The sequence below is a fragment of the Salinimonas profundi genome (assembly GCF_014750655.1).
Classification (GTDB): Bacteria; Pseudomonadota; Gammaproteobacteria; order Enterobacterales; family Alteromonadaceae; genus Alteromonas; species Alteromonas profundi_A.
Map to the genome: position 1 here is coordinate 424936 of NZ_JABBXD010000001.1, position 24900 is coordinate 449835.

A 24900-nucleotide genomic window follows, 5' to 3' on the forward strand; every position below is an offset into this window, starting at 1 on the left:
TAAATTACAACCAATATTATCGACGCTGGTAGCGTCTGAAACCAGCAAAACCAAATAATGCTAAAAGTGCAGATACAGAGAATGCTGCACCACTTCGCTCAAATTTTTCACCTTCAATATCACCGGCATCACCTTCTTCACAGGTTTCTATTTCGCCATTCGGATTCGGTGTAAGCTTGACAGCAACAACGCGATCTTCAAGATCCTGCTCGCCGTTTTCATCAAGCATCAATTCACCATCAATATATTGCGCAGGACGGCGAATCAGTGCGTTCGCGATAATTTCGTTGTTATCATTGATATCAATCGCATCGACAAGCAAATATTCACTGTCGCAGCTGGTTAGCCTGTTCAGGTCAACTATCTCTTCGTCACCGATGGTGTACATAAAGGCGTGGTTTTCAGGATCGCGCCCGGAGATTTGCGGTTCAAACTGTGAAGCGCCCACAATAATATTGTTATTATTGATGGCGGCAGGCTCCGTTTGTCCGTTTTCAAAAAAGCCCTGCGGGTAGAATGACTCATCGGTATCCAGGTTATAAGCAAACAGGAAGTTACGGGCCACACTGTTAGGTTCGCGTGTGACATACCCGGTAACCCAGTTCTGATCGTTAATCGACAGAGCGCGGCTTTGGGCATTGTCATCACGGTTAAGTAACTCGGTCGTTTCCCCGTTGGCGAATACCGCGGCGACTTCACCGCGTTCCCGGACATTGTTTGCGCCTAAGCGCGCTAGTGTCAGAGTTTTATCGGTCGCAGAGAGACCAACAGCAATACCGTTGTTATTGATGTCATATGCCCGTCCGTAGTTATAAGCATTTAACTGGTCACCCTCTGGCTCATAAACAAGTGGGTAGCTGACGGTGTCCACAATTTCACCAGAAGCATTGAGGGTCCAAATGACCGGTCTTATCTGTGAGGAAATCTTTAGCGGATAAACTAAAGTGATATTTCTTCCGGACGGGCGGCGCTGATAAATGATGTTTTTCAGACAAAGTTCCAGAGGCGTATCGCCGCGAATCTCTTCATCATAGCAATCGTCGATATCTTCTCGTATGGCCTCATTGAAATCCGTCGTACCGAACCCGGCTACCTGAAACGCGTCATTTACGGCATACGCGGTGGCATAGCCGTTTAACAAGTCATCGGGAGGCGGCAGTCGGATAGCCTGACCATTCACCTGTGCATACGCTTGCTCGAGGCCTTCACTGATATAAATGTAATCGTCTTCTCCGTCTTCATTGACGATAGGCACTCGAGTAAATGGCAGTTCAGATGAACCGACAATAAAGTCTCTGCTGATACTGTCTCTGGCTATTGACTCAGCGGTTTGCGTGTAACTGTCCTCACCATCGACCAGGGTGTCGAGCCCGGGAACCAGCTCTGCGTCGACCGTATCGGTTACGTAGGAACGAAAATCTGCCAGCGCCGGGTAGACCATACTGCCCAGGTTATTGTTACTCTGTAACGTGTTCACGATGATTTGATAGTCGATGGAGGTAAAGACACCTTGTCTGGCATCTTCAGGGTTCTCAAGTGTAGTCACCGCATCAAAAAAGCCGCTTTCCTCAAGCAATGCCACATCGATGCGTGGGCTAAATTCCTGTGATACGGCAGTAAGCATCGTACCTGTATTATCAATGGATTTACCAAAATTACTTTTAGCAATATCGGTTACCGGTAAAGGGGTGACATCGTAAGTGGCAGCCAGTGCTGATGCACTGCCCGTAGCCATTACCATGGCGGCGGCAAGCTGTTTTAATTTCATGTACTATCCTATTTACTGCTGAGTCTCTTCCAGCATGCTTTCTAATTCGTCCCAGCGCGCGTATTTCTCAGTTAACGCGGCCTCGGTTTCTTCCAGCGTTTTGAGCGTACTGGCAGTGCTATCACTGTCCTGCTTAAAAAATTCGGGAGAGTTTACTTCTTCCTGAAGCGCACTGAGCTTATCTTCCAGCGCCTCTATTTGTTGCGGAAGTGTTTCAAGTTCTCTCTGGTCTTTGTATGATAACTTTTTCGGTTTGCTGACAGAAGACTTTGCCTTAGAACTTCCTGATGTCGATTTAGTTTCATCAGTACGTTGTTTTTGTACTGATTTTTTCTGCGCACTGCGCTGCTTTTCCTGCGCTGTATACCACTGCTCTACATCGGAAAAGCCACCCACAAATTCCCTTACCTGCCCGTGGCCTTCAAACACGAGGCAACTGCTTGCTACATTATCAACAAACTCCCGGTCGTGACTTACCAGCAACACTGTGCCCTGATACGATGACAGCAGTGTCTCGAGCATTTCAAGGGTTTCGACATCGAGATCATTGGTCGGCTCATCCAGAACCAGTACATTACTGGGTTTTAGCATCAGCTTGGCAAGCATCAGTCGGTTTTTTTCACCACCTGAAAGCGACTTTACAGGGGCATTGACGCGATCAGGTGAAAATAAATAATCCTGAAGATAGCTGATAACATGACGGGGATGGCCATTCACCATCAGATCCCGTTTGCCGTCACCGACGGCATCAATCACGGACTTTTCTAAATCAAGTCCGAAACGATGCTGGTCAAAGTAGGCTACCTCAAGATTGGTCCCCTGCCTGACCTGCCCATTGCCGGGCGTAAGCTGTCCCAGCAATAATTTTATCAGCGTTGTTTTACCACTGCCATTGGGGCCAACAAGCGCTATCTTGTCTCCCCGTAACACATTTAAATCAAGATCAGTAACAATGGTTTTGTCTTCAATCTGATAGGACAGATTACTCACCTCGAACACCATTTTTCCGGAGCGAACTCCCTGATGCTGGGCGGCAACGACATTGCCCTGCAGTTCACGCCGGGATTTGCGCTCGTCCCGTAGCTTTTTCAACGCCCTGACGCGACCCTCATTACGCGTCCGTCTGGCTTTGATGCCCTGTCTGATCCAGGTTTCTTCCTGGGCCAGCTTTTTATCAAACTCGGCGTTATGCGTCGCTTCTACTTCTAAATCGTCCTGCTTTTTTTCCAGGTAACTGTCGTATTCACCCGGATAACTGGTTAATGTGCCGCGGTCCAAATCCACAATTCGCGTTGCCATATTGCGGATAAATGCCCGGTCATGACTGACAAAAACAATCGCGCCCTGAAAGTTTACGAGACTTTGTTCCAGCCAGCGGATCATTTCAATATCAAGGTGGTTGGTCGGCTCATCCAGCAATAACAAATCCGGCGAGCGGACTAACGCTCTTGCCAGTGCGGCTTTTCTTCGCCAGCCGCCTGATAGCGCGGTCAGTGAAACGTCCGGGTCAAGCTTAAGCATAGTCAGCGTCTGGGCTATTTGTTGCTCGATCTGCCAGGCATCACGGGCATCAATCTCAGCCTGGAGCTTTTCCAGACGAAGCAGGTTTTTATCACTGGGATCGTCGGTGATAAGCCTGGTCAGGTGGTAGTAATCTTTCAGTACCTGACCTATGTCGGCAAGACCCTCTGCCACATAGTCATACAATGTTACATCTGTGGTCTGCGGCGGATCCTGTTCCAGTCGGGCAACCACAGTTTTATTATCAATGATGCGCTGACCATCATCAGCCATAATGTCGCCGGCAATAACCTTCATCAGTGTTGATTTGCCGCTACCATTTCGACCCACCAGGCACACGCGCTCGCCGGGCTGAACGACCAATTCCACGCCATTAAGCAGCGGCGGATTGCCATAGATGACAGTGATATTTTTAAGTTGCAAAATGCTCATTCAAGAAACCTTTTCAATGCCTGCTGATCAAACGGCCAGCCCAGCTCTTGCTGTGTATCTGTGCGCTTCAGTACCGGGATACGGGCGCCATACTCATGATACAAAGTGGTGTCGTCACGGACATTGACCAGTGTCACCTGTGGTGGCGTATCCATACTACGGATCATTGTTAATGCTTTTTGGCACAACGAACAGGCAGGGGCTGTATATAATTCGATTAGCATTTCTTCATTATCCAGCATTTGTGTATATTCGGGTGGCGTGAAAAATCGCCGGGAATCGTTTGCGCGCTGATGTTTTCGCAGCTCAGTCCCATGTCGCTGATAGCCTGTTCATCCAGTTTGAAGCCGCGCTTATTATTTGAAAACACAATTGTGCCGCCGTCATTGAGACACTTATTTGCATCCCGCAACATCGCAATATGATCGCGCTGGACATCCCAGGTCGCCTGCATTCGTTTTGAATTTGAGAAAGAAGGCGGATCGATGAAAATCAGATCGTATTTTGCAGTGTGAGTAGCAAGCCACTGTGTACAATCAGCCTGGATAAATGCATAGGGACCACCCAGCTTGTTTAAACGAAAGTTTTCCCTTGCCCAGTCCAGGTAGGTATTAGACATATCTACTGTACATACAGAACGCGCCTTACCCAGCGCAGCGGCGACAGACACACTACCGGTGTAAGAGAATAGATTTAACACATCTTTATTCTGTGACAGCTTTTTTATTAGCTGGCGGGTTTCGCGGTGATCCAGAAACAGGCCTGTGTCCAGATAATCAGTTAAATTCACCAATAAGCGCGCGCCATTTTCATAGATGACTTTTTTAACCCCTTTCTGGTCCATCTTCTCATACTGAGAAGTCCCCTTCTGGCGGGTTCTGACTTTCAGAGAAATGTTAGAAGACGGTACGCCCGTGACCGCCGGTAAGTGCAAAAGCACTTCCTGCAGTCGGCGTCGGGCTTTGTTTTCGTCGATATCTTTGGGCGGCGCATATTCCTGCACAACCAGCCAGTCATCATAGCGGTCAATGGCCACATTGTAGTCTGGCAAATCGGCATCATAAATGCGATAGCAGTTGGTATCCTGTTGTTTGACCCAGCTTTTCATCTTTTTGAGATTTTTACGCAGCCGATTGGCGAACTCATGGTTCTCAGCATCGTCTGAAAACTGCTCGCAGTTTTGCTCATCGAGTCGATAATTGACCAGACGACACTCCAGTTTGCCGTTGTTCATAGCGTAATCTTTTGCTGCGCGCAGTTTCAGAACTCTTAACAGGTCACGGTTACTTGACAGTAACGTGACGTGCCAGCCTTTCCAGGCGGTCTTTAACTGTTTTCCCCATTGAGAAAACAAAGGTAGCAAATCAGTCAGTTCTCCCAGCCGTTCACCATAGGGGGGATTGGATACCAGATAACCTTTTTCTTTTTCCGGTGGCGCGGCTTTGGTCGCATCCTGACAGGCAAACTGAATATCGTGAAAAACGCCCGCTTCATCGGCGTTTTTACGTGCAATACTAATCAGTTTTTTGCTGACGTCGCTGGCAAATATTGTACCTGATGCAGGCTGTTGTTTGGCCAGGGCATCACCAACCAGTTTATCCCAAAGCGTTGCATCGTGACCCAACCAGCCGTTAAAGCCCCAGTAAATGCGCTTTATCCCCGGGGCGATATTTCTGGCGATATAGGCAGCTTCAATGGCTACGGTACCCGAGCCACACATCATATCAGCCAGTGGTTTGTGCATATCGCTAGTCCAGCCAGATCGCATCAACATCGCGCAGGCAATATGCTCCTTAAGGGGGGCATCGCCGGTTTGCTGACGATAGGCGCGCTGATGCAGGCTGTTTCCGCTTAGATTAATCCCCAGTGTGACCTGATCACGCTGGCACTTTGCATAAATGGGCAAGTCGGGTTGTCGACGTTCCACTGAGGGGCGCTGTGTACCCTCTTGCATAAACTGATCGACAATCGCATCCTTAATCTTTACCGCACCAAACTGGGTATTGTTGATAGCCCGATTGGTACCTGAAAAAAGAACACTCAGGCTGTCTGTGGCACGAAGCTGCTGCTGCCAGTCGATACCATCAGCAATGGCGTAAAGATCGTCGGCTGAATCACATTTTCCCGAATTTAATACCCAGATGACGCGATTGGCCAGACGAGACCACAAACACAGCGTGTACGCTTGTTCAAGTGTGCCGGCAAAACTCAGCGCGCCGGGCGACATCTTTATCTCAGCACCCGGACACAAGGTAACGATTTCTTCGCGAAGCAATTCATCCAGTCCGCGACTGGTTGTAACTAAAATGGTGTTCATAATGATGCCTTGCCGGCCTGAACCGGCTGTAAACTAGATTGCGCGGGCAATTGACTTTATCAGTGAAGGACCCTGATAAATAAATGCAGTATAGACCTGGACCAGCGACGCGCCGGCATTGAGCCTGTCCTGCGCCGCCTTGGCGCTATCAATGCCACCCACGCCAATAATAGGAATTTCTCTGCCTAACGCCTCAGCCAAACGTTGTGTCACTCGCTCTGCCTGTTGCGTTAATACAGCACCGCTTAAGCCCCCTGCTTCATCAGCATGCTTCAAACCTTCCACCGCATCGCGGCTAAGGGTGGTGTTAGTGGCAATTACGCCATCCATCTTAGCATTAAGCAGGGATGCGGCGATGCTATCTATTTGTTCGTCCGACAGATCCGGCGCAATCTTGATGAATAAAGGCACATAGCGTCCGTGTGTTTCGGTGAGCTTTTTCTGAGCGTCTTTGAGCCCTTTTAACAACGCATCTAACGCATCACCATATTGCAGGTTTCGAAGTCCGGGTGTATTCGGTGAGGAGATATTGACGGTAATATAGCTGGCGTAAGGATACACCTTGTTCAGACAAATCAGATAATCCTCAAGCGCATTCGCCTCTTCAGTATCTTTATTTTTCCCGATATTTATACCGATGACGCCTTTAAATTTTGCTTTTTTGACGTTTTCGACCAGGTAATCTACACCTTTGTTATTGAAACCCATGCGGTTGATAATCGCCTGTTTTTCTTCAATGCGAAATAAACGGGGCTTCGGGTTCCCCGGTTGAGGACGCGGTGTAACCGTACCTATTTCGATAAAGCCAAAGCCCATCGCCGCGAAGGCATCAATACAATCGCCGTTCTTATCCAATCCTGCGGCCAATCCAATCGGATTAGGAAAGGTCACACCCGCGACGGTCACCGGCTTTTCCAGCACCGGCTGGCTATACAACAATTTTGCCGGCGTGTGTTGGGTACGCTTAAGCCACTTTAGGGCAAAGTCATGACTTTTTTCGGGATCACATTTAAGAAGCAGATTTTGGGCAATGGTCAGCATATCACTATAAGCTATAAAAAAGCCCTGTCAGACAGGGCTTAGTTTCGTCGAATAGCGCTATTCTAATGGTTAGACTTCACGCTTAAAAGCATCAATTCACGTAATGCCACCGAAAACTTCGCAAAGTCATGTGCAGAGCTGGTCTTAAACTCCGACATCATGTGGTACCAGCGCTTAAGTAATGCTTTATTATTGTCCATCCAGTTGGACAGAATATTGTCAGCATCAGTGGCGTCCGGTCTGCTTTGCAGCAGGTTTGCAGTGATAGAACGCTGCTGCCAGTCAAGCTCTTCACGATAGGAAGCCCGGGCTAATGCCTGCCAGTGGTTACTGACTGCCTGATTGTTTATTTGATCCAGGAACCAGTGAAGCTCAAGCTGATTACCTAGCTGGAAGTACAGCTTGGCAATTACAGACGTATCATGATCATCGGCCTCATCAATCTGTGCGATATCAAGACTTGAGAACAGGTTAGAGAAACTGGCCACCTGATAAGCGATGTCATCCGGCACACCTTGTTTGGTCAGCGACTCCGTATTCTGGTTGAGCATAGCAAATTCATCTTCAACCAGATATTGCTCAAGATTCTTACGCAGATCCTCACAGGTGCCACGGTATGCATCAATGGCTTCCTGTATGCCCAGCGACTGGTTACCATGACGAATGTACCAGCGCGCAGTACGACGCATGATTCGGCGGGCTTCTTCAAGCATTTTCAGCTGCAAATCGGCATCAATGGCAGTATCCAGCTGTTCAATGCGACGCCACAACGGACCGATATCAAATATACCTTTGACGATGCTATATGCATTGGCAATCTCATCCACCGTTGCACCGGTTTCTTCCTGCATACGGAAAACGAAATTCAGCCCCATGTCGTTAAGCATATTGTTGGTCAGCTTAGTGGCGATGATCTCACCGCGCAGTGGATGCTGCTCCATTTGCGATTTGAATTTATCACGCAGGACAGAGGGAAACGCTTCAACCAGTAGCTTCTCATGGTAAGGGTTCTCTGTAATGGCCGGAATGTTCAGTTCGTCTTTTAAGACCATTTTGCCATAGGCAATCAGAACGCTTAGCTCTGGACGTGTGAGGCCTTTATCTTCGGCAACGCGATCAGAAATCTCATCATCAGAAGGAATAAATTCCAGCTCGCGGTTGAGTCGTCCTTCACGCTCAAGACCATGGATAAACCGCAACTGCTCCTTGAGTGCAGAATTTCCCGCGCGCTCCGTTATAGAGATAGATTGTGTCTGACGGTAACAATCTTCCAGAACCAATTGCGCCACATCATCGGTCATTTCATACAGCAAATTATTGCGCTGCTTGGTGGTCAGGTCACCATTGTTGACCAGACTATTCAACAGAATCTTGATGTTGACTTCATTATCCGAGCAGTCAACGCCGCCGACATTGTCGATAAAGTCGGTGTTTACTCTGCCGCCGTTCGCCGCGTATTCGATGCGACCAAGTTGAGTGAGACCCAGGTTACCGCCCTCGCCTACAATCTTAGCCTGCACATCACGCCCGTTAACCCGCAGATCATCATTCGCTCGATCTCCCACTTCAGCATGGGATTCTTTCTTACTTTTTACATAAGTGCCGATGCCGCCATTCCAGATAAGATCAACGGGCATCTTCAGAATATTGTGAATAAGCTCGTTTGGCGTCATGGTCATTTGACGGGTGCCAAGGCACTTTTTCATCTCTGGCGTAAGCTTGATGGATTTATTAGCGCGGCTGAATACACCACCACCTTTAGAGATGAGCTCTTTGTTATAGTCATCCCATGATAGCCGTGGATTTTCAAACAGGCGCTGGCGCTCTTCATAGCTTTTTGCCACATCCGGCTCAGGGTCGAAGAAAATATGCAGGTGATTAAAGGCAGCAATTAATTTGGTGTGTTTTGACAGCAGCATACCGTTACCAAATACGTCGCCAGCCATATCACCGATTCCCACACAGCTGAACTCAGTTGTCTGGCAATCAATACCTATTTCACGGAAATGACGTTTTACAGATTCCCAGGCACCACGGGCGGTAATACCCATCTTCTTATGGTCGTAGCCGATGCTACCACCAGATGCAAACGCATCGCCCAGCCAGAAATTGTATTCATCAGAAATGCCATTGGCAATATCAGAAAATGTTGCCGTGCCCTTATCTGCCGCAACGACGAGATACGGGTCGTCATCATCCAAACGGACCACTTGTTCTGGCGGAACAATTTCACCATTTACAATGTTGTCTGTGATATCCAGCAGGCTTCGTATAAACGTGCGATAACACGCCTGACCTTCCGCCTGTATTACTTCGCGACTGGCACCGGCGGGTAAATCTTTACACACAAAGCCGCCTTTCGCGCCGACCGGTACGATAACGGTATTTTTAACTTGCTGCGCTTTAACCAGACCCAGGATTTCAGTACGGAAATCCTCCTGACGATCTGACCAGCGCAGTCCACCACGTGCGACTTTGCCGCCGCGAAGGTGGACCCCTTCAACCTTGGGTGAGTAGACAAATATCTCAAATTTAGGCAGTGGCAATGGCATCTCGGGGATTTTTTCCGGCGCCATTTTAAATGATACATAAGGCTTATCGTTGCCGTTTTCATCATTCTGGTAGAAGTTGGTACGCAAGGTTGCCTGCATCATATCCAGATAACGACGAATAATACGGTCATCATCAAGGTTGCCAACGTTATCCAGCTGCGACTTAATTTCGTTCAGTACTGTCTCTTCGCGCTTTTTGGTGCGTCTCTTGTTCGGGTTGTAACGAAGCTCGAAATACGTGACAAGATGCTTGGCTATCTGCGGATAATTAGAAAGCGTATTGGCAATATAATCACGGCTGAATGAGCTGCCGGTCTGACGCATATACTTTGCATATGCTCGTAAAATGGTAACTTTACGGCCGGTTAGTCCGGCTCCTAGTACCAGGCGGTTAAACGCGTCGTCTTCCAGCAGCTTAGACCAGACTTTGGCAAAAGCATTCTGAAACAGGCTTTGTGCCTTTTCCATGTCAAGCTTGTCACCCGCTTTATGCAGCATGGTGAAATCCATGACATAGTTCAATTCACCTTCTGAACAGGTAATCTTGAACGGGCTTTCATCAATAACACGCAGCCCGAAGTTTTCCAACATTGGCAAAACATCCGACAAATGAATAGGCTCGGCTTTGTGAAACAGCTTAAGCTTAACAATGTCGCTGTCCTTGCCTTCTTCCTGCGGACGGTAAAACAACATATCCAGCTTATGCTCGTCATTCAGCGACTCGAGTTTACCGATATCCACCAATGCGGCGCTGGGCAGGTTTTGCTCCATATAACTGCGACTGAAGGCATTGTTGTATTTTCGCTCGAGTGCCTTACCGGTTGCTTCGCCATGGGCTTGACTGATTGCCGATGCCAGCCTGTCGTTCCAGGTCTTGGTCAGCTCAATAATATTCTGTTCAATTTCTTTCACATCATATTCCGCATTGTTGTCTTCTACCCGGGCTATGTAATGGGTTCTGGCATAAACAGACTCTGAGAAGAATGTAGTAAATTCAACTTCTTCGGTAGCGCCAAGAGATTCTTTAAGTAGCGCCTGCGTCTCTTTTCGAAGCTGTGTGTTGTAACGCTCTCTGGGGACAAACACCATGCAGGAGAAAAAGCGTCCGAAGATATCCTTGCGGATAAACAGACGGGTAATACCCCGCTCCTGCATCTGAAAAATGCCCATTACGATTTGTTTGAGTTCTTCAGATGGGGTTTGCAACAATTCGTCTCTGGGATAGGTTTCGACAATATTTACAAATGCTTTATAAGCATGTGTGCCAGGCTCGAAACCGCTTAAATCACAAATTTCCTGAATCTTTTCTCGTAAAATAGGTAATTGCGTTACGCTGGCGTTATAAAATGATGCAGAGTAGAGCCCTAAGAACCGGTGCTCACCAACAACCTGACCACTCTTGTTGTATACTTTAATACCGACATAATCCATATAGGCCGGACGATGTACGCGAGAACGTGTGTTCGTTTTAGTCAGCATCAACGGGGAATCGCTCAACGCCTCTTCACGGGCAGATGCCGGTAATTTGGACAAGAGTCTTTCGCGCTCGCTGATTGAGTTTTTCATCAACCCCAGGCTGCTGTCATTATCCGGGATCCAACGATGATCACCTTCAATCGCCTTCACATTGTAATAGCGGTAGCCCATCATGGTGAAGTTGTGGTCGGCCAGCCAATCCAAAAACTGTTTGATTTTTTTCTCGCCGGTTTTGCTGGTGGGCCAGTTAAGTTTGCCGGTGTCGTCTTTGACAGCCTGTAAACGATTCGCCATTTCCTGCCAGTCATTGACGGCCAGAGACACTTCATCGACAACCGAATGTAGCTCTTTCGTCAATGCCTCAACTTCTTTGCGCGACGTCTGACGATCAATTTCAATAAACAGAACCGTTTCTTTCTGGGTATCCTTGCCGTTTGTGCCCGGCTCCATAAATTCGACGATTTGATTATCCTTATCACGTTTCAGACCGATTGGGCTGTGCAACAATAAGTGCGACGTGATCCCCATGCGATTCAAAGACATGCGGACAGAATCAACCAGAAACGGCATATCTTTTACCACTATTTCGACAATAGTGTGACTGGAATGCCAGCCATGCTTGGCGATCTCCGGGTTAAAAACTTTTATGTAGGGTTTACTCTCATCGAAATCATAGAGAATATTCCAAAGACTGAGTGTGGCGCCATAGAGGTCGCTGTCGTTACGGTGCTCCAGATCTTCGTTAGATATATTCTTATAAAGAAGCTGACCGAACTGTTTCACCAGCGCCTGTTGGTTCGCATCCACCTTTTTATCTATCAGCGAAAAAACGTTATCAAGAAGTACAGAGTGTCGCTTGGTGGTGACTGTCATGTATAAACCTTAAGTTTGTCGTAAGTGCGGAAAAACCTTGACCATTTTCGCTAAAACAAACGCGTATTGAAAGACCTGTTTTAACGTTAAATTAACAGCATAGATAAGTATGCACGAAACACCTATAAAAAAGGCCCTTCCGGGCCTTAAAAGTGCTTACCTATGCAAAAATAATTTTGCTTTCGGGTGTCTAGTCTTCATTACGCTTAAACCAAAGCACCCTGGCCAGTGCCGGTAATACGATAATTGCGCCTAACATGTTCACCAGGAACATAAAGGTTAGCAGGATCCCCATATCCATTTGGAATTTAAGCGAGGAAAAGACCCAGGTACTGACGCCCACGGCCAGCGTAATGCCTGTGAAAAGCACTGCGCTGCCACGCTCACGTAGTGCAGACAGATAAGCTTGCTGCACAGTGTCGCCCTGTTTAAGTCGATAATTCATCGTAGACAGAATGTAAATACCATAATCGACACCAATACCAACGCCCAATGCGATAACCGGCAGCGTGGATACGGTCAGCCCGATTTCAAGGAAGGTCATCAATGCCTGTGCCAGTACCGAAACAACATAAAGTGGAATAACGACAGACAAGGTTGAACGTAATGACCGGAACGACAACAGGCATAGCAAAATGACCGCGCCGAAAACATATCCCATCATGGGTAGCTGGGCCGATTTAACCGCTTCGTTGGTTGCAGCCATTACCCCCACCGGACCGGACGCCAGACTGAACTTAAGATCGTCGGTTTCATATTGCTCGCGGTAATCTTTAACCGCGTCAACAACCCGCGTAATGGTTTCTGCTTTGTGGTCCTGCATAAATAAAATTACAGGCATAACAGAACAGTCTCCATTGAGCAGCCCTGAGGATGTAGGCACTCTGGCTATCGCTTGAACCAGTGTTTGCTGGTTACGTGGCAGCACCTGCCACTTTACGTTTCCTTCGTTATAGCCAGCATTTACTACTTTCGCGATAGACGCCAGTGATGCAGCAGACTGTACGCCCGGTACATTCTCCATTTTCCACTGAAAATCATCAATTGAACGCATCACGTCATAACTGGTACACGCATCGCCGCTGGTTTCAACCAACACTGACAAATAATCCACAGTAACTTCATACTTATCGGTGATGAGGAATGTATCCTGGTTGTAGCGTGATGATTCATGCAGCGCCGGCGCACCGGCATGCAAATCACCAATCTTCATTTGCTGTGACTGATACAAGCCAAAGACTAACAGCAGCGCAGTGATAACAAGAATACTGTATGCCGCTTTTTTGTGAGAGCACTTGGAAACGAATTGCCAGAAACGCAGCGAATGTGCTTCTTTGCCTTCGAACTTGGCCACATACTTATGGTCAAGCTTCAGGAAGCTCATAAGCACCGGTAGCAAAATCAGATTTGTCAGAATGATCACCGCCACACCGATACTGGCGGTAATGGCCAGTTCTCTGATTATACCAATATCAATCACCAGCAGGGTCATAAAACCTACCGTGTCAGATAACAGCGCGATACCGCCGGGAATCAGCAGGCTTCTGAAGGCAAACATTGCAGCATGTTTTGCCCCCGCTCCACCGACTGCTTTTTTCTCAACGGCGTTAATCATCTGCACACCGTGAGAGACACCGATTGCAAAGACCAGGAAAGGGACCAGTATAGACATAGGGTCGATACCAAAGCCCAGCACCGACAACAGTCCCATCTGCCACACAACAGCGATAAAAGAACAGGTAAGCGGTAACACTGTCAGCATGATACTACGGGAAAAGAAGTACACCATGATTGCGGTAATCGCCAGAGCAATAGCGAAGAACAGCACCACATCTTTTGCCCCGTCTGCTACATCACCTATCATTTTGGCAAAGCCGATGACGTGAATAGAAATCCGGTCATTTTCGAACTGACCGCGAAGCTTCTCTTCTAGTTGTCCCGCCAATGCAAGTGTATCAAGAGGTTCACCGGTTTCAGGATCAAGCTCAAGCAGTTGTGCAGTGACCATCGCACAACTGTAATCATTTGACACCTGACGACCAACGATATTTGCCTTTTCTATATTTGCCGCAACTTTGTCCAGCGCTGCTGGATTTTTAGCATCAAAGTCGGCAGGGATCACCGGTCCGCCGGCGAAGCCGCCTTCCACAATTTCCGTAAATCGCGTAGATGGTGAAAATAAAGAGATTACTAAAGACCGGTCTACTCCATTAATGAAGAAGAGTTGGTCGTGAACGTTTTTCAGTGTATCGAAGAATTCAGGGTTAAAAATGTTGCCTGTTTCGTCGCACACAGAAACATACACACTATTTGCACCACCGAAATCCTTACGATGCTGCATATAGGTCTGCATATATTCGTGATTAAGAGGAATATTCTTTTCAAAACCGGCATCCAGCCGAATTTGGGTTGATTGGTACCCAAGAAAAATGGTCGCGATGGCGAATAAGGCGATGACGATGATCCGATTAGAAAATATCAGCCTTTCAAAAAAAGTGGTAATACCCGACATGACAGCTTCTTATTGTAAATTTAATTGTTCGATACCATTAGCGGTAACAGCAATGACTTTATCATTAAACGCTTCTGCATTTACGATGGCAGCTTTGTTGGCTACCTGCCTTACCGATACGCCTTGTGCAGGCTTACAGTCTGCTGGATTTGCATAGGGGTCATGCTGACTCACTGGCAATGGTCTTGACAAAGATACGACCATGCCATTGTTCCCTAGCGCATAAACCGTATTTTCATTATCGAGATAAATGGAATTCAGTGTACTGGTTGAACATGTTTTAACATATTCCCAGGTTTCATTGTCGCGCATGACAAAGATGTTTCCGCGTAACCCCACCGTCAGCAATGTCGAATCGTCTAATGGCTTGATATCAAAGAACGAACCGGTGTAATCAACCTCGAATCGTTGCCAATTTTGACCAAAGTCATTGCTATGCGCTAACGTACCAGCCTCACCGGCAAGGTAAAGCTTGTCGCCCACCTGCGTAACCCTGTTTATGTGAGGAAGAATAGAGTTAAGTTCCTGCTCGTAAAAATCCGGGTCTTCTTCTTTAACCTGTTCAAGATACTCTCTGTCATAAGGGTCAAGAAGCGAAGCATGAAGTTCGGCGTTCCAGCTTGCACCGCCATCTTTTGTTCTGAAAAACATACCGTATGCGCCAACTGCAATGCCGTGTTCTTTGTCAAAAAACGCGATATCCAGGAATGGGCGCTGTTTTTCTGGTGATTCGAACTGTATTTCCCAGGTATTTCCGTTGTCTGCAGAGTGAATAATGGTCGCATCATGACCTGCCGCCCAGATATGATCGTCTACAGTAGCCACAGCTGTCAGCGTCGCGGTAGTGGGAACCTTAGCCTGTGTATAGGTTTCGCCATCAGAGGAGAGCAAGATATGACCCCGCTCACCCACCATGACAACCTGCTTATCTGCCGTTATATCAAGTAATAACGACTGCTCAACGAGAGGCGCCTGATACGCATCCTGAGCGAAAATAGCAGTATTGAATGCCAGTGCAGCAAATGCTGCCAGTGGTTTTTTCATAGGAGAAACTTCCTGATATAAGAAGTGAAAAAGCAACCGCTGGTGCGGTTGCTTTATTAGGTTTTAACGCATGCCTTCGCGACGAAGGGCTTGTGGCGTGAATTCAACATCACGTGGACGGATGGTGAAATCATAAATTTGCTCTTCGTTATCCAGACCGATGGCTAGGTAACGGCGAGAGTTTAAGTCATGATAAACGTCCAGCGTAGACCATTGGGTAGGCACATCGTAATAGTTTACGCCGTAAGCAAAAGCTACACGATATAACTCACCACGGTTGTCATACATGTCTGCAACCTGGATCTGCCAGCTGTCTTCGTCGATGAAGAAGACTCGTTTTTGATAGACGTGACGAAAACCGTCTTTAAGGGTTGCTTCTACAACCCAAACCCGATGCTTTTCCCAACGGGTCAAATCAGGGTTAATATGGTTTGGCGTCAGGATGTCATCGTAAGAAACATCGTTGCTATGCAACTTGTAGTTGTTGTACGCAACGTACATTTCTTTTTTGCCTTTCAATTCCCAGTTATAGCGATTAGGCGAACCGTTGAACATATCGAAGTCATCGGTGGTTCTCAGGCCATCAGCCGCTGTTCCCGGTGTATCATAGGCGATATTCGGTGCAGCCCGCACACGGCGCTGACCGGTATTGTAGGTCCATGCACGACGAGGCTCTTTTATCTGATCGACAGTTTCATGCACAAGCAATGCAGTCCCAGCCAGACGCGCAGGCTTGGTCACCTTTTGCTTAAACATAAACAAAATGTTGTCTTCCAGCAGCTCTTCGGGTGTCATTTCAGGCTGCGCATATTTGATAAGCAACTGCTCATCGAAGCCGATAACATTATAATCACCGGATGATGTCACAGCAGCCTGACCGCCATAACGCTGCACAGCTTCACCACGATAACGAAGTATATGGTTCCAGATTGCTTCCAAACCATTCTGTGGCACAGGAAATGGAATGCCCATTACTGCACCTTTTAAGCCATTACCACCCTCAATCAGCTCAGCACGTGTTGCGTTCTCTTTGGTTGCCTCATACACAGACTGTGGGTTTGAAGCAGATCGACGTGTTTCATAAACAGGCATCTTGAAGGTTTCAGGGTAAGCTTCAAACAGCTTTTTCTGACCTTCTGATAAAAACTCAGCATATTCTTTGTAGTTATCAGCAGTGATAGTGAACTTAACGTTGTCGCCTTCAAATGGATCGGGATGATGGTCGCCCACTTCAAAACCAGAAGGTGCCTGCGTAATACCACCTGACCAAGCAGGAATACTGCCGTCAGCGTTAGCGGCTTTCTCACCACCAAGTGGTGTCAATGAGTTACCCAGCTTATCCGCCTCTTCCTGTGATATTTTTGCCATCACATTAGCACTGGCCAGTGACAGGGAAACCGCTGCTGCAATAAAGCCTAATTTTCTAATCATAGTAAGCGCCCCTTAAATTGCGTACTTGATATTGAATGAAACAAAATCGCGATCAGACAACTGATTAGTGGTTCCTACGCCTCCGAAGAAGGTGTTGTAGGACGCTGTTGCTGACCATCTGTTCAGGTAGTCAAATGTCAGTGAAAGATTGGCTGACTTTCTGTCCTCGATGAACAAGAACAGTGGATCCGGTGTTGTACCGTCAACATCGTGGGAAAAAGTCGCTCGGGCACGCAGGTTAACGCCTGCCATGATGTTATTGTAATCAGCCACTGCCAGTAGGCGATAACCCCATGCCGAATCTGTAGCAAATGGATTTTCTTCAGGACCGTCTGACAACCCTTCATGTAAACCGGTACGCGGGTTGCCACTCTCAGTAGGCTCAAGAGAAGGTGTTCTGGCCGTACCTGGCGCATTCAGACGAATAACATTCGGATCAGGGAAGTCCATCACGTCCACATAACCGGCCTCGCCCAACAGTACAAAGTTATCACTGCCCAGCATCGGGCCGAAAACGTGAGATACCGTAAACTGTGCCTGCCAGGTGTCGGAGAAGACAAAGCCTTGTGCTGTCTCGCCCGGCCCGACATTCTGACCAATATTATTCAGCTGCGAAATACCCGCTAAATCCGGGCGTAGCCCCGCATTTGCCAATTGCTCAGGCATCCCCATATAAAGCAGCTCAACGTCATCAATCTGGAGAGGTTCATCCTGACGGTAAGCAAATTCACCGGCCAGGGCTGTGGTACCAATGTTGGTATTAAAGCTTAAGCCGTACAGTTTGATATCTTCAGGATAAAAGAAACGAGACTCAGTAAAAGCGCCAAGCTCCGTAATGTTGTCGCGTGTGATCGTATTTTGCTGGATAAACGCGATATCCTGCGCAATACCTTCTTGCGTAAAGTCAGAAGTCACACCGGATATGAGCGGTCGCTGGCTGTGATAGTTGATATGATAAAAGCTGAACTCTGTTTCATTCAACGCTTCGGCAAACCAGGTAAAGCGTACGCCGTATTGTCCCTGATCATCGGCATCGTAATGTGCCTGATCAGAATAGGCGCGAACAGCGACTTTTGTGGGATAAGCCAGATAAGCCTGAGAAATTTGTGCCGGATCAGCGCCATTGTTCAGCGCTGCGCCCAGCTGGTTTAATTGTGTTAACAATGTATCAAGGTTGATATCCGGGTTTCCGCTGAAACCTAACTGGATATTGTTAAACTGACCACCTTCTCCGGCAAAATCATTGGTGGCAAAGTAACTTCCTGCAACAGGCAGCCAGCTTCGTTCCCATTCATACTGATAGTAACCGGAGATACTGACGTTCGGAGTCAAACCCAGTGATGCGTACACCATTCCCACCGGAATAAAGACTTCTTTCAGTTCGGCGCCGGGGGCCTGTGCACGTGTTACATCTACCGGGTTGGTGGTATTGATACCATGTTGAATAAACGTGCTTTCTCCCCAACTGATTACCTGCTGACCAACACGAACCGTCAGTGGCTTGTCGCCTACCCACCAGTCGCCGTAGAAGAAAGCATCAAGTAAACGGATGTCAGCACAGAGAAGATCCTTTGCATCAGGATCCTTGCACAAGTCATATTCTTGGCCGGTAATGGGATTAGCGTGAGCCGATGTACCATTCTCTTGTTCAAAATCATAAAACCAGAAACCACGGGCAAAAAAGCCGTAGTCACCGAAATTAACATCCAGCTCATGGCTGCCAGCGATTTGCGTAGAAAATGCCTCGCCCGGATCATTGGCCAAATTGCCCAGGTCACCGTTAGTAGAATAGGAACCATCGCCTGAAAGTGCCCACACGTCGGCACTTGGGTAAATTACGTTAGTAGCAGCGTTATATCCTGACCAGTTAAACTGCGGATGATTGCTGTTACCAATTAGACTGTAATCCCTGTCTTCTACACGAATACTCGTGGCCAACGTAAACGTTGAATCGAGTGTGACACTCGCATCGCCAATCTGCCAGCTCGCAGCCTGTGCAGGCACTGCTGCAATGCCTAACAGAGCAATTACGCCAGCCGCGACAGGTGACTTTTTAAATGCGCGTAACCTTGTTGTCATAGTTTTTATTCTCCCAAGTTGACGTTGTGGAGGCGCTGAAAGGTTAACCTACCATAACGATTAACAAAATCATTACATCATTTTCAACGAATCGCAAGAACTAATCGTACCAGTTAACAATTTGATTACGAGAGAGGTTTATTGGAAAGAGACAGGCAAGCTTCTGAATAATATCAAAAAGAAGAATTAGCTGATTTTTTCGAAACGAACAAGCTTATTAGCCTCATTCACCGTCAGCCGGAAACGGCCGCGTATGCCAGAGGAAGTTACGAAGGGTCGAAGGGAATGACAAGGCACCTGAACACGGTGCCCGCTTTCTGCAGTGAGGACGATATTAACTCCCGGGCCGCGATACAGTTTTTCGCATTCCTGATAGTCCGCAGCCAGGGAGAAAAAATAGTAGTTATGCGTGCTCACCTGATGTCTCATAGGCAAGACTTTTAGAGACTTTCTCGAACATATCGCGACTGAGCCCTTTGTGCCCAAGTAGACGATTAAGCTGAGCTTTCATTAATGACTGATGTGCCGGGGCATAATTCTGCCATTGAGTAAGAGGCGTTACGACTCTGGCAGCGACCTGCGGGTTAACGGCATCTAACTCCATTAAGTAATCAGTGACATATTTATAACCAGCGCCATCGGCCCGATGAAAGCCTGCAGTATTAAAGAAAGCAAAACTCCCCATTACCGCACGCACCCGGTTGGGATTATTAATCGTGAACTGGGGATGCTGTTTGAGCAGCGATAACTGACTGAGAATATTTTCTCTTTCTGTTGTGGCATGCAGGCCAAACCATTTGTCCAGTACCAGAGGATCAACATTCCACTGTGATTCGAAGTTTTGCATCAATACTTCAAAAACTTCTGGCAAGATACCCTGCGCAGCTTTCAGTGCTCCCAGCGTATCGGTCATATTGTCCGCATCTGCATACTGTTGCCTGACCAGCTGCTCGCCATCGTCGGTGCGCGCCAGGTGATTAAGCAGGACATTTTTGCATCGTCTGGCATTTACTGATCGCTGGTCGTACTGGTAACTACCTGTCTCAATAGCATCGAATACACGTTTGAGCGCTGGGGCAAGCTTTGCTGAAAATGCATCGCAGAATGCTGCGCGCGCTGCGTTTAAGCTGTTCGGATCTATGTGCTGACGAGTCTGACACAAGGTTTCAAATGTCGGAATCACCAGACACTCCCCCAATAGCTCATGATTTTGCGCTTCATCGTTAATAACAGCATTTAACGCATTCCACACCGAATCATTGATATTCTCGCCCTGCCCCTTTTCAAACTCGCCGATACACCAGTTATAGACAGATTGCATTGCATCCCAACGATTGAATGCATCTTTGGCATATCTGAATACTTGCAGCATCTGCTGAACACTCAGATTGTTGTTAACCTTTGCCGGCGCTGAAAAATTGCCCAGAACAACTGGGATTAAGGGTGTGCTGACGCCGGTAAAGTGCAGTGTTATCGATGGCGCATCCAGTAGCAGCATTCCATCTTTTATCTTGCCATCTTCATCGGTGTAGTGGTTCCCGTTTTCATCAATACAATCAAACGCAACAGGAATAAACAGCGGCACTTTGGTTGCCTGGTCGGCAGTTGCAGGGGTATGTTGGGTAACGGTAATATCCATTGCCTTCTTTTGTTCGTCAAACATTGTGGTAAGTGAAATGACGGGCGTTCCTGACTGCGAGTACCACTGGGCAAAGTGGGATAAGTCAATGTCTGTGGCAGTTTGCATTGCAGCGACAAAATCATCACAGGTCACTGCCTGACCATCGTGGCGGCGGAAATATTCATTCATGCCCTTTCTGAAGCCTTCTTCGCCCAGCAACGTGTGGAACATTCGAATAACTTCAGCACCTTTGTCATACACCGTAACCGTATAGAAGTTATTCATTTCAATGACTTCTTCGGGTCGAATGGGATGACTCATGGCGCTGGCGTCTTCGGCAAACTGGTGTTCACGCATCACTCTGACGTGCTTAATACGATTGCTTAGTTCACTGGTCATATCGGCACTGAACTGCTGATCCCTGAATACCGTTAAGCCTTCCTTCAGGCTCAGCTGAAACCAGTCCCGGCAGGTTACGCGGTTACCGGTCCAGTTGTGAAAATATTCGTGGGCAATAACAGACTCAACATTGAAAAAGTCTTCGTCCGTCGCGCTGCGCTGGTCAGCAAGCACAAATTTGCTGTTGAAAATATTCAGCCCTTTGTTTTCCATCGCCCCCATATTGAAAAAATCAACGGCTACGATCATATAAATGTCCAGATCGTATTCCAGACCGAATGTGTCCTCATCCCACTTCATTGCACGTTTTAAAGATTCGAGCGCGAACTCCCCGCGGGATTTCTTGCCTTTATCAACATACAATTCCAATTTAACCGGCTTGCCGCTTGCGGTTGTGTAATCGCCCTCTAAAAGGTCAAAATCACCTGCCACCATGGCAAAAAGATAACTGGGCTTAGGAAACGGGTCCTGCCAGGTTACCCAATGCGTGCCATCATCATTATCGCCACGGGCGATGGGATTACCATTAGCCAGAAGCGTTGGATACTGGGTTTTATCGCCGTGTAGTGTGACTTCAAATGTCGCCAGAACGTCGGGCCGGTCCAGATAATAGGTGATGCGTCTGAACCCTTCTGCTTCGCATTGCGTGCAATAGGTATTCTGGGAAAGGTACAGGCCTTCCAGGGCCTGATTGTTCTGAGGATCGATGTCATTAACGATGGTCAGGGTAAAATTGTCAGGAACATTTCTGACAATCAGCTTCTCGTCAAGCTGCTCAATGTCATCATACGGTTCGCCGTCCAGATTAATGCTGATAAGCGACAGCTTATCGCCGTCCAGTTCCAGGTGACGGCTTTGCTCAGTCACTCTGCTTATCTGAAGTTCGCTGGTAATGCGAGTTGCGGTAGGATGCAAGCGCACATCCATTTTTACATTAGAAATAGTAAACGCGGGCGGCTGATAGTCCGCCCGTCTCTTAGCCTGCATACTCATTCTTCCTCCCGGATTATGCGTTTGACTCCTTTGTTTCTGTGTCAAAAGGAGGTTTAATTCGAAGAATCTTTATTCCCACGTAGGCGTATATCACGGCCAGCACAGGGCTTACTACGTTGAAAACGGCATAGAAGATGTACTCAAACGGGTGGACACCCAGCACACCCTGCATGTAAGCACCGCACGTGTTCCAAGGAATCAATGGTGAAGTGAGCGTACCGCCATCTTCAAGACTGCGAGACAGGTTGAGCTGATGCAGTCCGCGTTTTTCAAATTCCTGCTTATACATACGACCTGGCATTACAATGGCCATGTACTGATCAGCGGTAACTAAATTGGTACCAATACAGGTCAGAATTGTGCGACTGATCATATCGCCTGCTGATTTCGCCCCGCGCAAAATGGTCGTTACACCACGTTTAAGCAGACCAACCTTTTCAAGTACAGCCCCGAAGGACATGGCGCAGATAATCAGCCATATTGTATTTAGCATTGACGACATTCCGCCCCGGCTCAACAGACTATTTAAATTGTCATCACCGGTAGAAAACGTTACCCCGTCATACAGCGCCTGCCAAACCACCTTTAGCATACCAATGGCTGGCGCATCACCCTGTGCCGCCATTTGCACTACGACATCACTTTGAAAAATGACTGCCCAGATTGCGCCTATCAATGCACCGATTGAGACTGCCGGGAATGCGGGCATTTTCTTAACCGCTAATGTTAACAGAACAATCAGTGGAACCAGTAAGTGCCAGCCCAGGGTAAACGAATCATCCAACAGCGACTGCATCTGAACGATGCGCTGTGCTGACACATCCCCTGACTCGTTAAAGCCGAGAAAAACAAACACCACCAGTGCGATGAGAAAGCTGGGGATTGTTGTCCAAAGCATATAACGAATATGCTCGAACAAATCTGTACCGGCCACTGCCGGAGCAAGGTTTGTGGTTTCCGATAACGGGGAGATTTTATCGCCAAAATATGAGCCTGATATAACCGCGCCAGCAGCAATGGCTGCGGACATTCCCATGCCCGACGCAACACCCATAAGCGCTACCCCCACCGTGGCTGCCGTCGTCCACGAACTTCCGATGCTCATTGCCACCACCGCGCAAATCAAGCAGGTTGCGGCGTAGAAAAATGATGGGTTAAGCAGTTCTAGTCCATAGTAAATCAGTGTTGGCACTGTGCCTGCCAGCATCCAGGTACCTATTAATGACCCGACGGCGAGCAGAATCAGACAGGCGCCCAGTGCCATCGAGATACCGTTGACAATTCCCTGCTCGATATCTTTCCATTTATGGCCATTTTTCATGCCGATGATAGCTGCCAGCCCCGTACCTAATAACAGGGCTATCTGGTTGGGGCCAAACGATGAGTTATCGCCAAATAAGTAGACGGCAGATCCCATCATAATGATGAGGGCGATAACCGGCAGTAAGGCGTCTGTTAATGAGGGGGCTTTTACTTCTTTATTGTTCATTTTTATTAAATCCCGGTTTAAAGCACCGAACGTGCAAACATAACAGCAATAACCACCGGGCAGACAAACCGTACATACCATGGCCATATTTTCCAGAACAGACTATTTTCTGCTCCGGGACTGCCAGACTTAAGCTCCTGCAAAATGGCATCGCGGCGCCATACCCAGCCCGCAAAGATACAAAGCACCAATCCCAGCAGTGGCTGGCTCCACTGGGTAGTTGCAGCGATGACCAGGCCAAACAAGCTATCAAAATTCAGAATAATGACAGTACTGCAACCAAATATTATTGCGGTCATTAACCAGACTGCTTTACTTCTGGCGATAGAGTGACTCTCTACCATGTAGGCGACGGGAACTTCCAACATGGAAATAGATGATGTTACCGCTGCGATGACCATCAGTGCAAAAAAGGCAAAAGCTATAAATAATCCGACACTGCCAATTGAATCAAACAGCGCTGGCAATACGGTAAAAATGAGCTTATCACCTTCAATAAGCGCACCGTCTGGTGAGAAAATCTCAACACCATTGTGCAGTGCTACGTACATCGAAGGAATGATAAGCATACCCGCAATAATTGCCACACCAATGTCAACTAAAGCAACAGATGCACCAATAGACGGCAGGTTTTCCTCTTTACTGACATAGGAACCATACACCAGCATGGTACCCACACCTAAAGACATTGAGAAGAAGGCCTGTCCCATCGCGCTTATTAATAGATCCGGCTCCATCACTCTGGAAAAATCCGGCACCAGGTAAGCGCTCCATCCGTCCACAGCGCCTGGCTGAAAGCTCACATAGACAATCAGTAATAAGATAATAATTACCAGTGTGGGCATCAGGCGAACGGACCATTTTTCAATGCCAGACTTCACGCCACCAAGTACAATCATCGATGTCAGAGTCAGAAAAATTGCGCAGAAAATCATATTGCGTGGGACAGAAAAGCCCATCAGCCAGTCTGATACTGCCTGAGCGCCTACCATAGAAACGCCCGCATCCGCAAAGTAAGCCAGCATCCAGCCGCCGACGATGGCGTAAAAAGCTAAAATGAGTGAGACCGTCACACAGCCCCAGATGCCTGTAGCCCGACCAAGGCCGCTATTAGATATCTTGCCCAGTGCATCGACCATGTTGGAGCGCGTTGCACGACCGATAATCAGTTCAGCCATTAATACCGGGTACGCCAGTACAAATGCCAAAAGCAAATAGACCAGTACAAATGCCGCGCCGCCATTGCTGGCAACTTGTGTCGGAAAGCCCCAAATATTCCCTAAGCCAACGGCAGAACCCGCAGCGGCTAATATGAAGCCGATACGCGACGAGAATTCACCTCGCATAGCCAT

At 47.7% G+C, this 24900-nt stretch carries 14 protein-coding genes; all 14 read right to left on the reverse strand.

Annotated elements, in window-relative coordinates:
* Window positions 1-16 precede the first annotated feature (16 nt).
* On the reverse strand, window positions 17-1768 hold the full coding sequence (locus HHX48_RS01870) for a DUF3466 family protein (RefSeq protein ID WP_191021933.1): 1752 nt from the start codon (window positions 1766-1768) through the stop codon (window positions 17-19).
* 12 nt (window positions 1769-1780) lie between these two features.
* A complete protein-coding gene (uup, locus tag HHX48_RS01875; RefSeq protein ID WP_191021934.1) occupies window positions 1781-3721 on the reverse strand; it encodes an ATP-binding cassette ATPase Uup in 1941 nt (646 codons plus the stop codon).
* A complete protein-coding gene (locus tag HHX48_RS01880; protein ID WP_397541053.1) occupies window positions 3718-3963 on the reverse strand; it encodes a glutaredoxin family protein in 246 nt (81 codons plus the stop codon). The genes uup and HHX48_RS01880 overlap by 4 nt, the downstream gene beginning before the upstream one ends.
* Window positions 3939-6038, reverse strand: coding sequence for a bifunctional 23S rRNA (guanine(2069)-N(7))-methyltransferase RlmK/23S rRNA (guanine(2445)-N(2))-methyltransferase RlmL (gene rlmKL, locus HHX48_RS01885; protein ID WP_191021936.1), 2100 nt, complete (start codon window positions 6036-6038; stop codon window positions 3939-3941). The genes HHX48_RS01880 and rlmKL overlap by 25 nt, the downstream gene beginning before the upstream one ends.
* Window positions 6039-6071: 33 nt before the next feature.
* The gene (pyrD, locus tag HHX48_RS01890; protein ID WP_191021937.1) at window positions 6072-7079 is read right to left on the reverse strand and encodes a quinone-dependent dihydroorotate dehydrogenase; all 1008 of its coding nucleotides are present in this window, start codon (window positions 7077-7079) and stop codon (window positions 6072-6074) included.
* Window positions 7080-7141: 62 nt separating this feature from the next.
* Entirely contained in the window at window positions 7142-11980 is a 4839-nt protein-coding gene (locus tag HHX48_RS01895; protein ID WP_191021938.1) for an NAD-glutamate dehydrogenase, read from the reverse strand.
* Between the two features lie 190 nt (window positions 11981-12170).
* Window positions 12171-14492 carry an efflux RND transporter permease subunit gene (locus tag HHX48_RS01900; RefSeq protein ID WP_191021939.1) on the reverse strand — a complete coding sequence of 774 codons (2322 nt, stop codon included), beginning with the start codon at window positions 14490-14492 and terminating at the stop codon, window positions 12171-12173.
* 9 nt (window positions 14493-14501) lie between these two features.
* Window positions 14502-15536: a WD40/YVTN/BNR-like repeat-containing protein gene (locus HHX48_RS01905; protein ID WP_191021940.1), complete on the reverse strand. Its 1035-nt coding sequence runs from the start codon at window positions 15534-15536 to the stop codon at window positions 14502-14504.
* A gap of 63 nt (window positions 15537-15599) precedes the next feature.
* Window positions 15600-16967 (reverse strand): DUF1329 domain-containing protein, encoded by a 1368-nt coding sequence (locus HHX48_RS01910; protein ID WP_191021941.1) that lies wholly within the window; start codon window positions 16965-16967, stop codon window positions 15600-15602.
* A gap of 12 nt (window positions 16968-16979) precedes the next feature.
* Window positions 16980-19046, reverse strand: a complete 2067-nt coding sequence (locus tag HHX48_RS01915; protein WP_191021942.1) for a DUF1302 domain-containing protein — start codon at window positions 19044-19046, stop codon at window positions 16980-16982.
* A 186-nt stretch (window positions 19047-19232) separates the two neighbouring features.
* Window positions 19233-19475 (reverse strand): DUF2835 family protein, encoded by a 243-nt coding sequence (locus HHX48_RS19120; RefSeq protein WP_191021943.1) that lies wholly within the window; start codon window positions 19473-19475, stop codon window positions 19233-19235.
* A complete protein-coding gene (gene pepN / locus HHX48_RS01925) occupies window positions 19450-22059 on the reverse strand; it encodes an aminopeptidase N (protein ID WP_191021944.1) in 2610 nt (869 codons plus the stop codon). Before pepN ends, HHX48_RS19120 begins: the two co-directional genes overlap by 26 nt.
* 13 nt (window positions 22060-22072) lie before the next feature.
* Window positions 22073-23548, reverse strand: a complete 1476-nt coding sequence (gene nhaC, locus HHX48_RS01930) for a Na+/H+ antiporter NhaC (RefSeq protein ID WP_191021945.1) — start codon at window positions 23546-23548, stop codon at window positions 22073-22075.
* 17 nt (window positions 23549-23565) lie between these two features.
* Window positions 23566-24900 (reverse strand): sodium-dependent transporter, encoded by a 1335-nt coding sequence (locus HHX48_RS01935; protein ID WP_191021946.1) that lies wholly within the window; start codon window positions 24898-24900, stop codon window positions 23566-23568.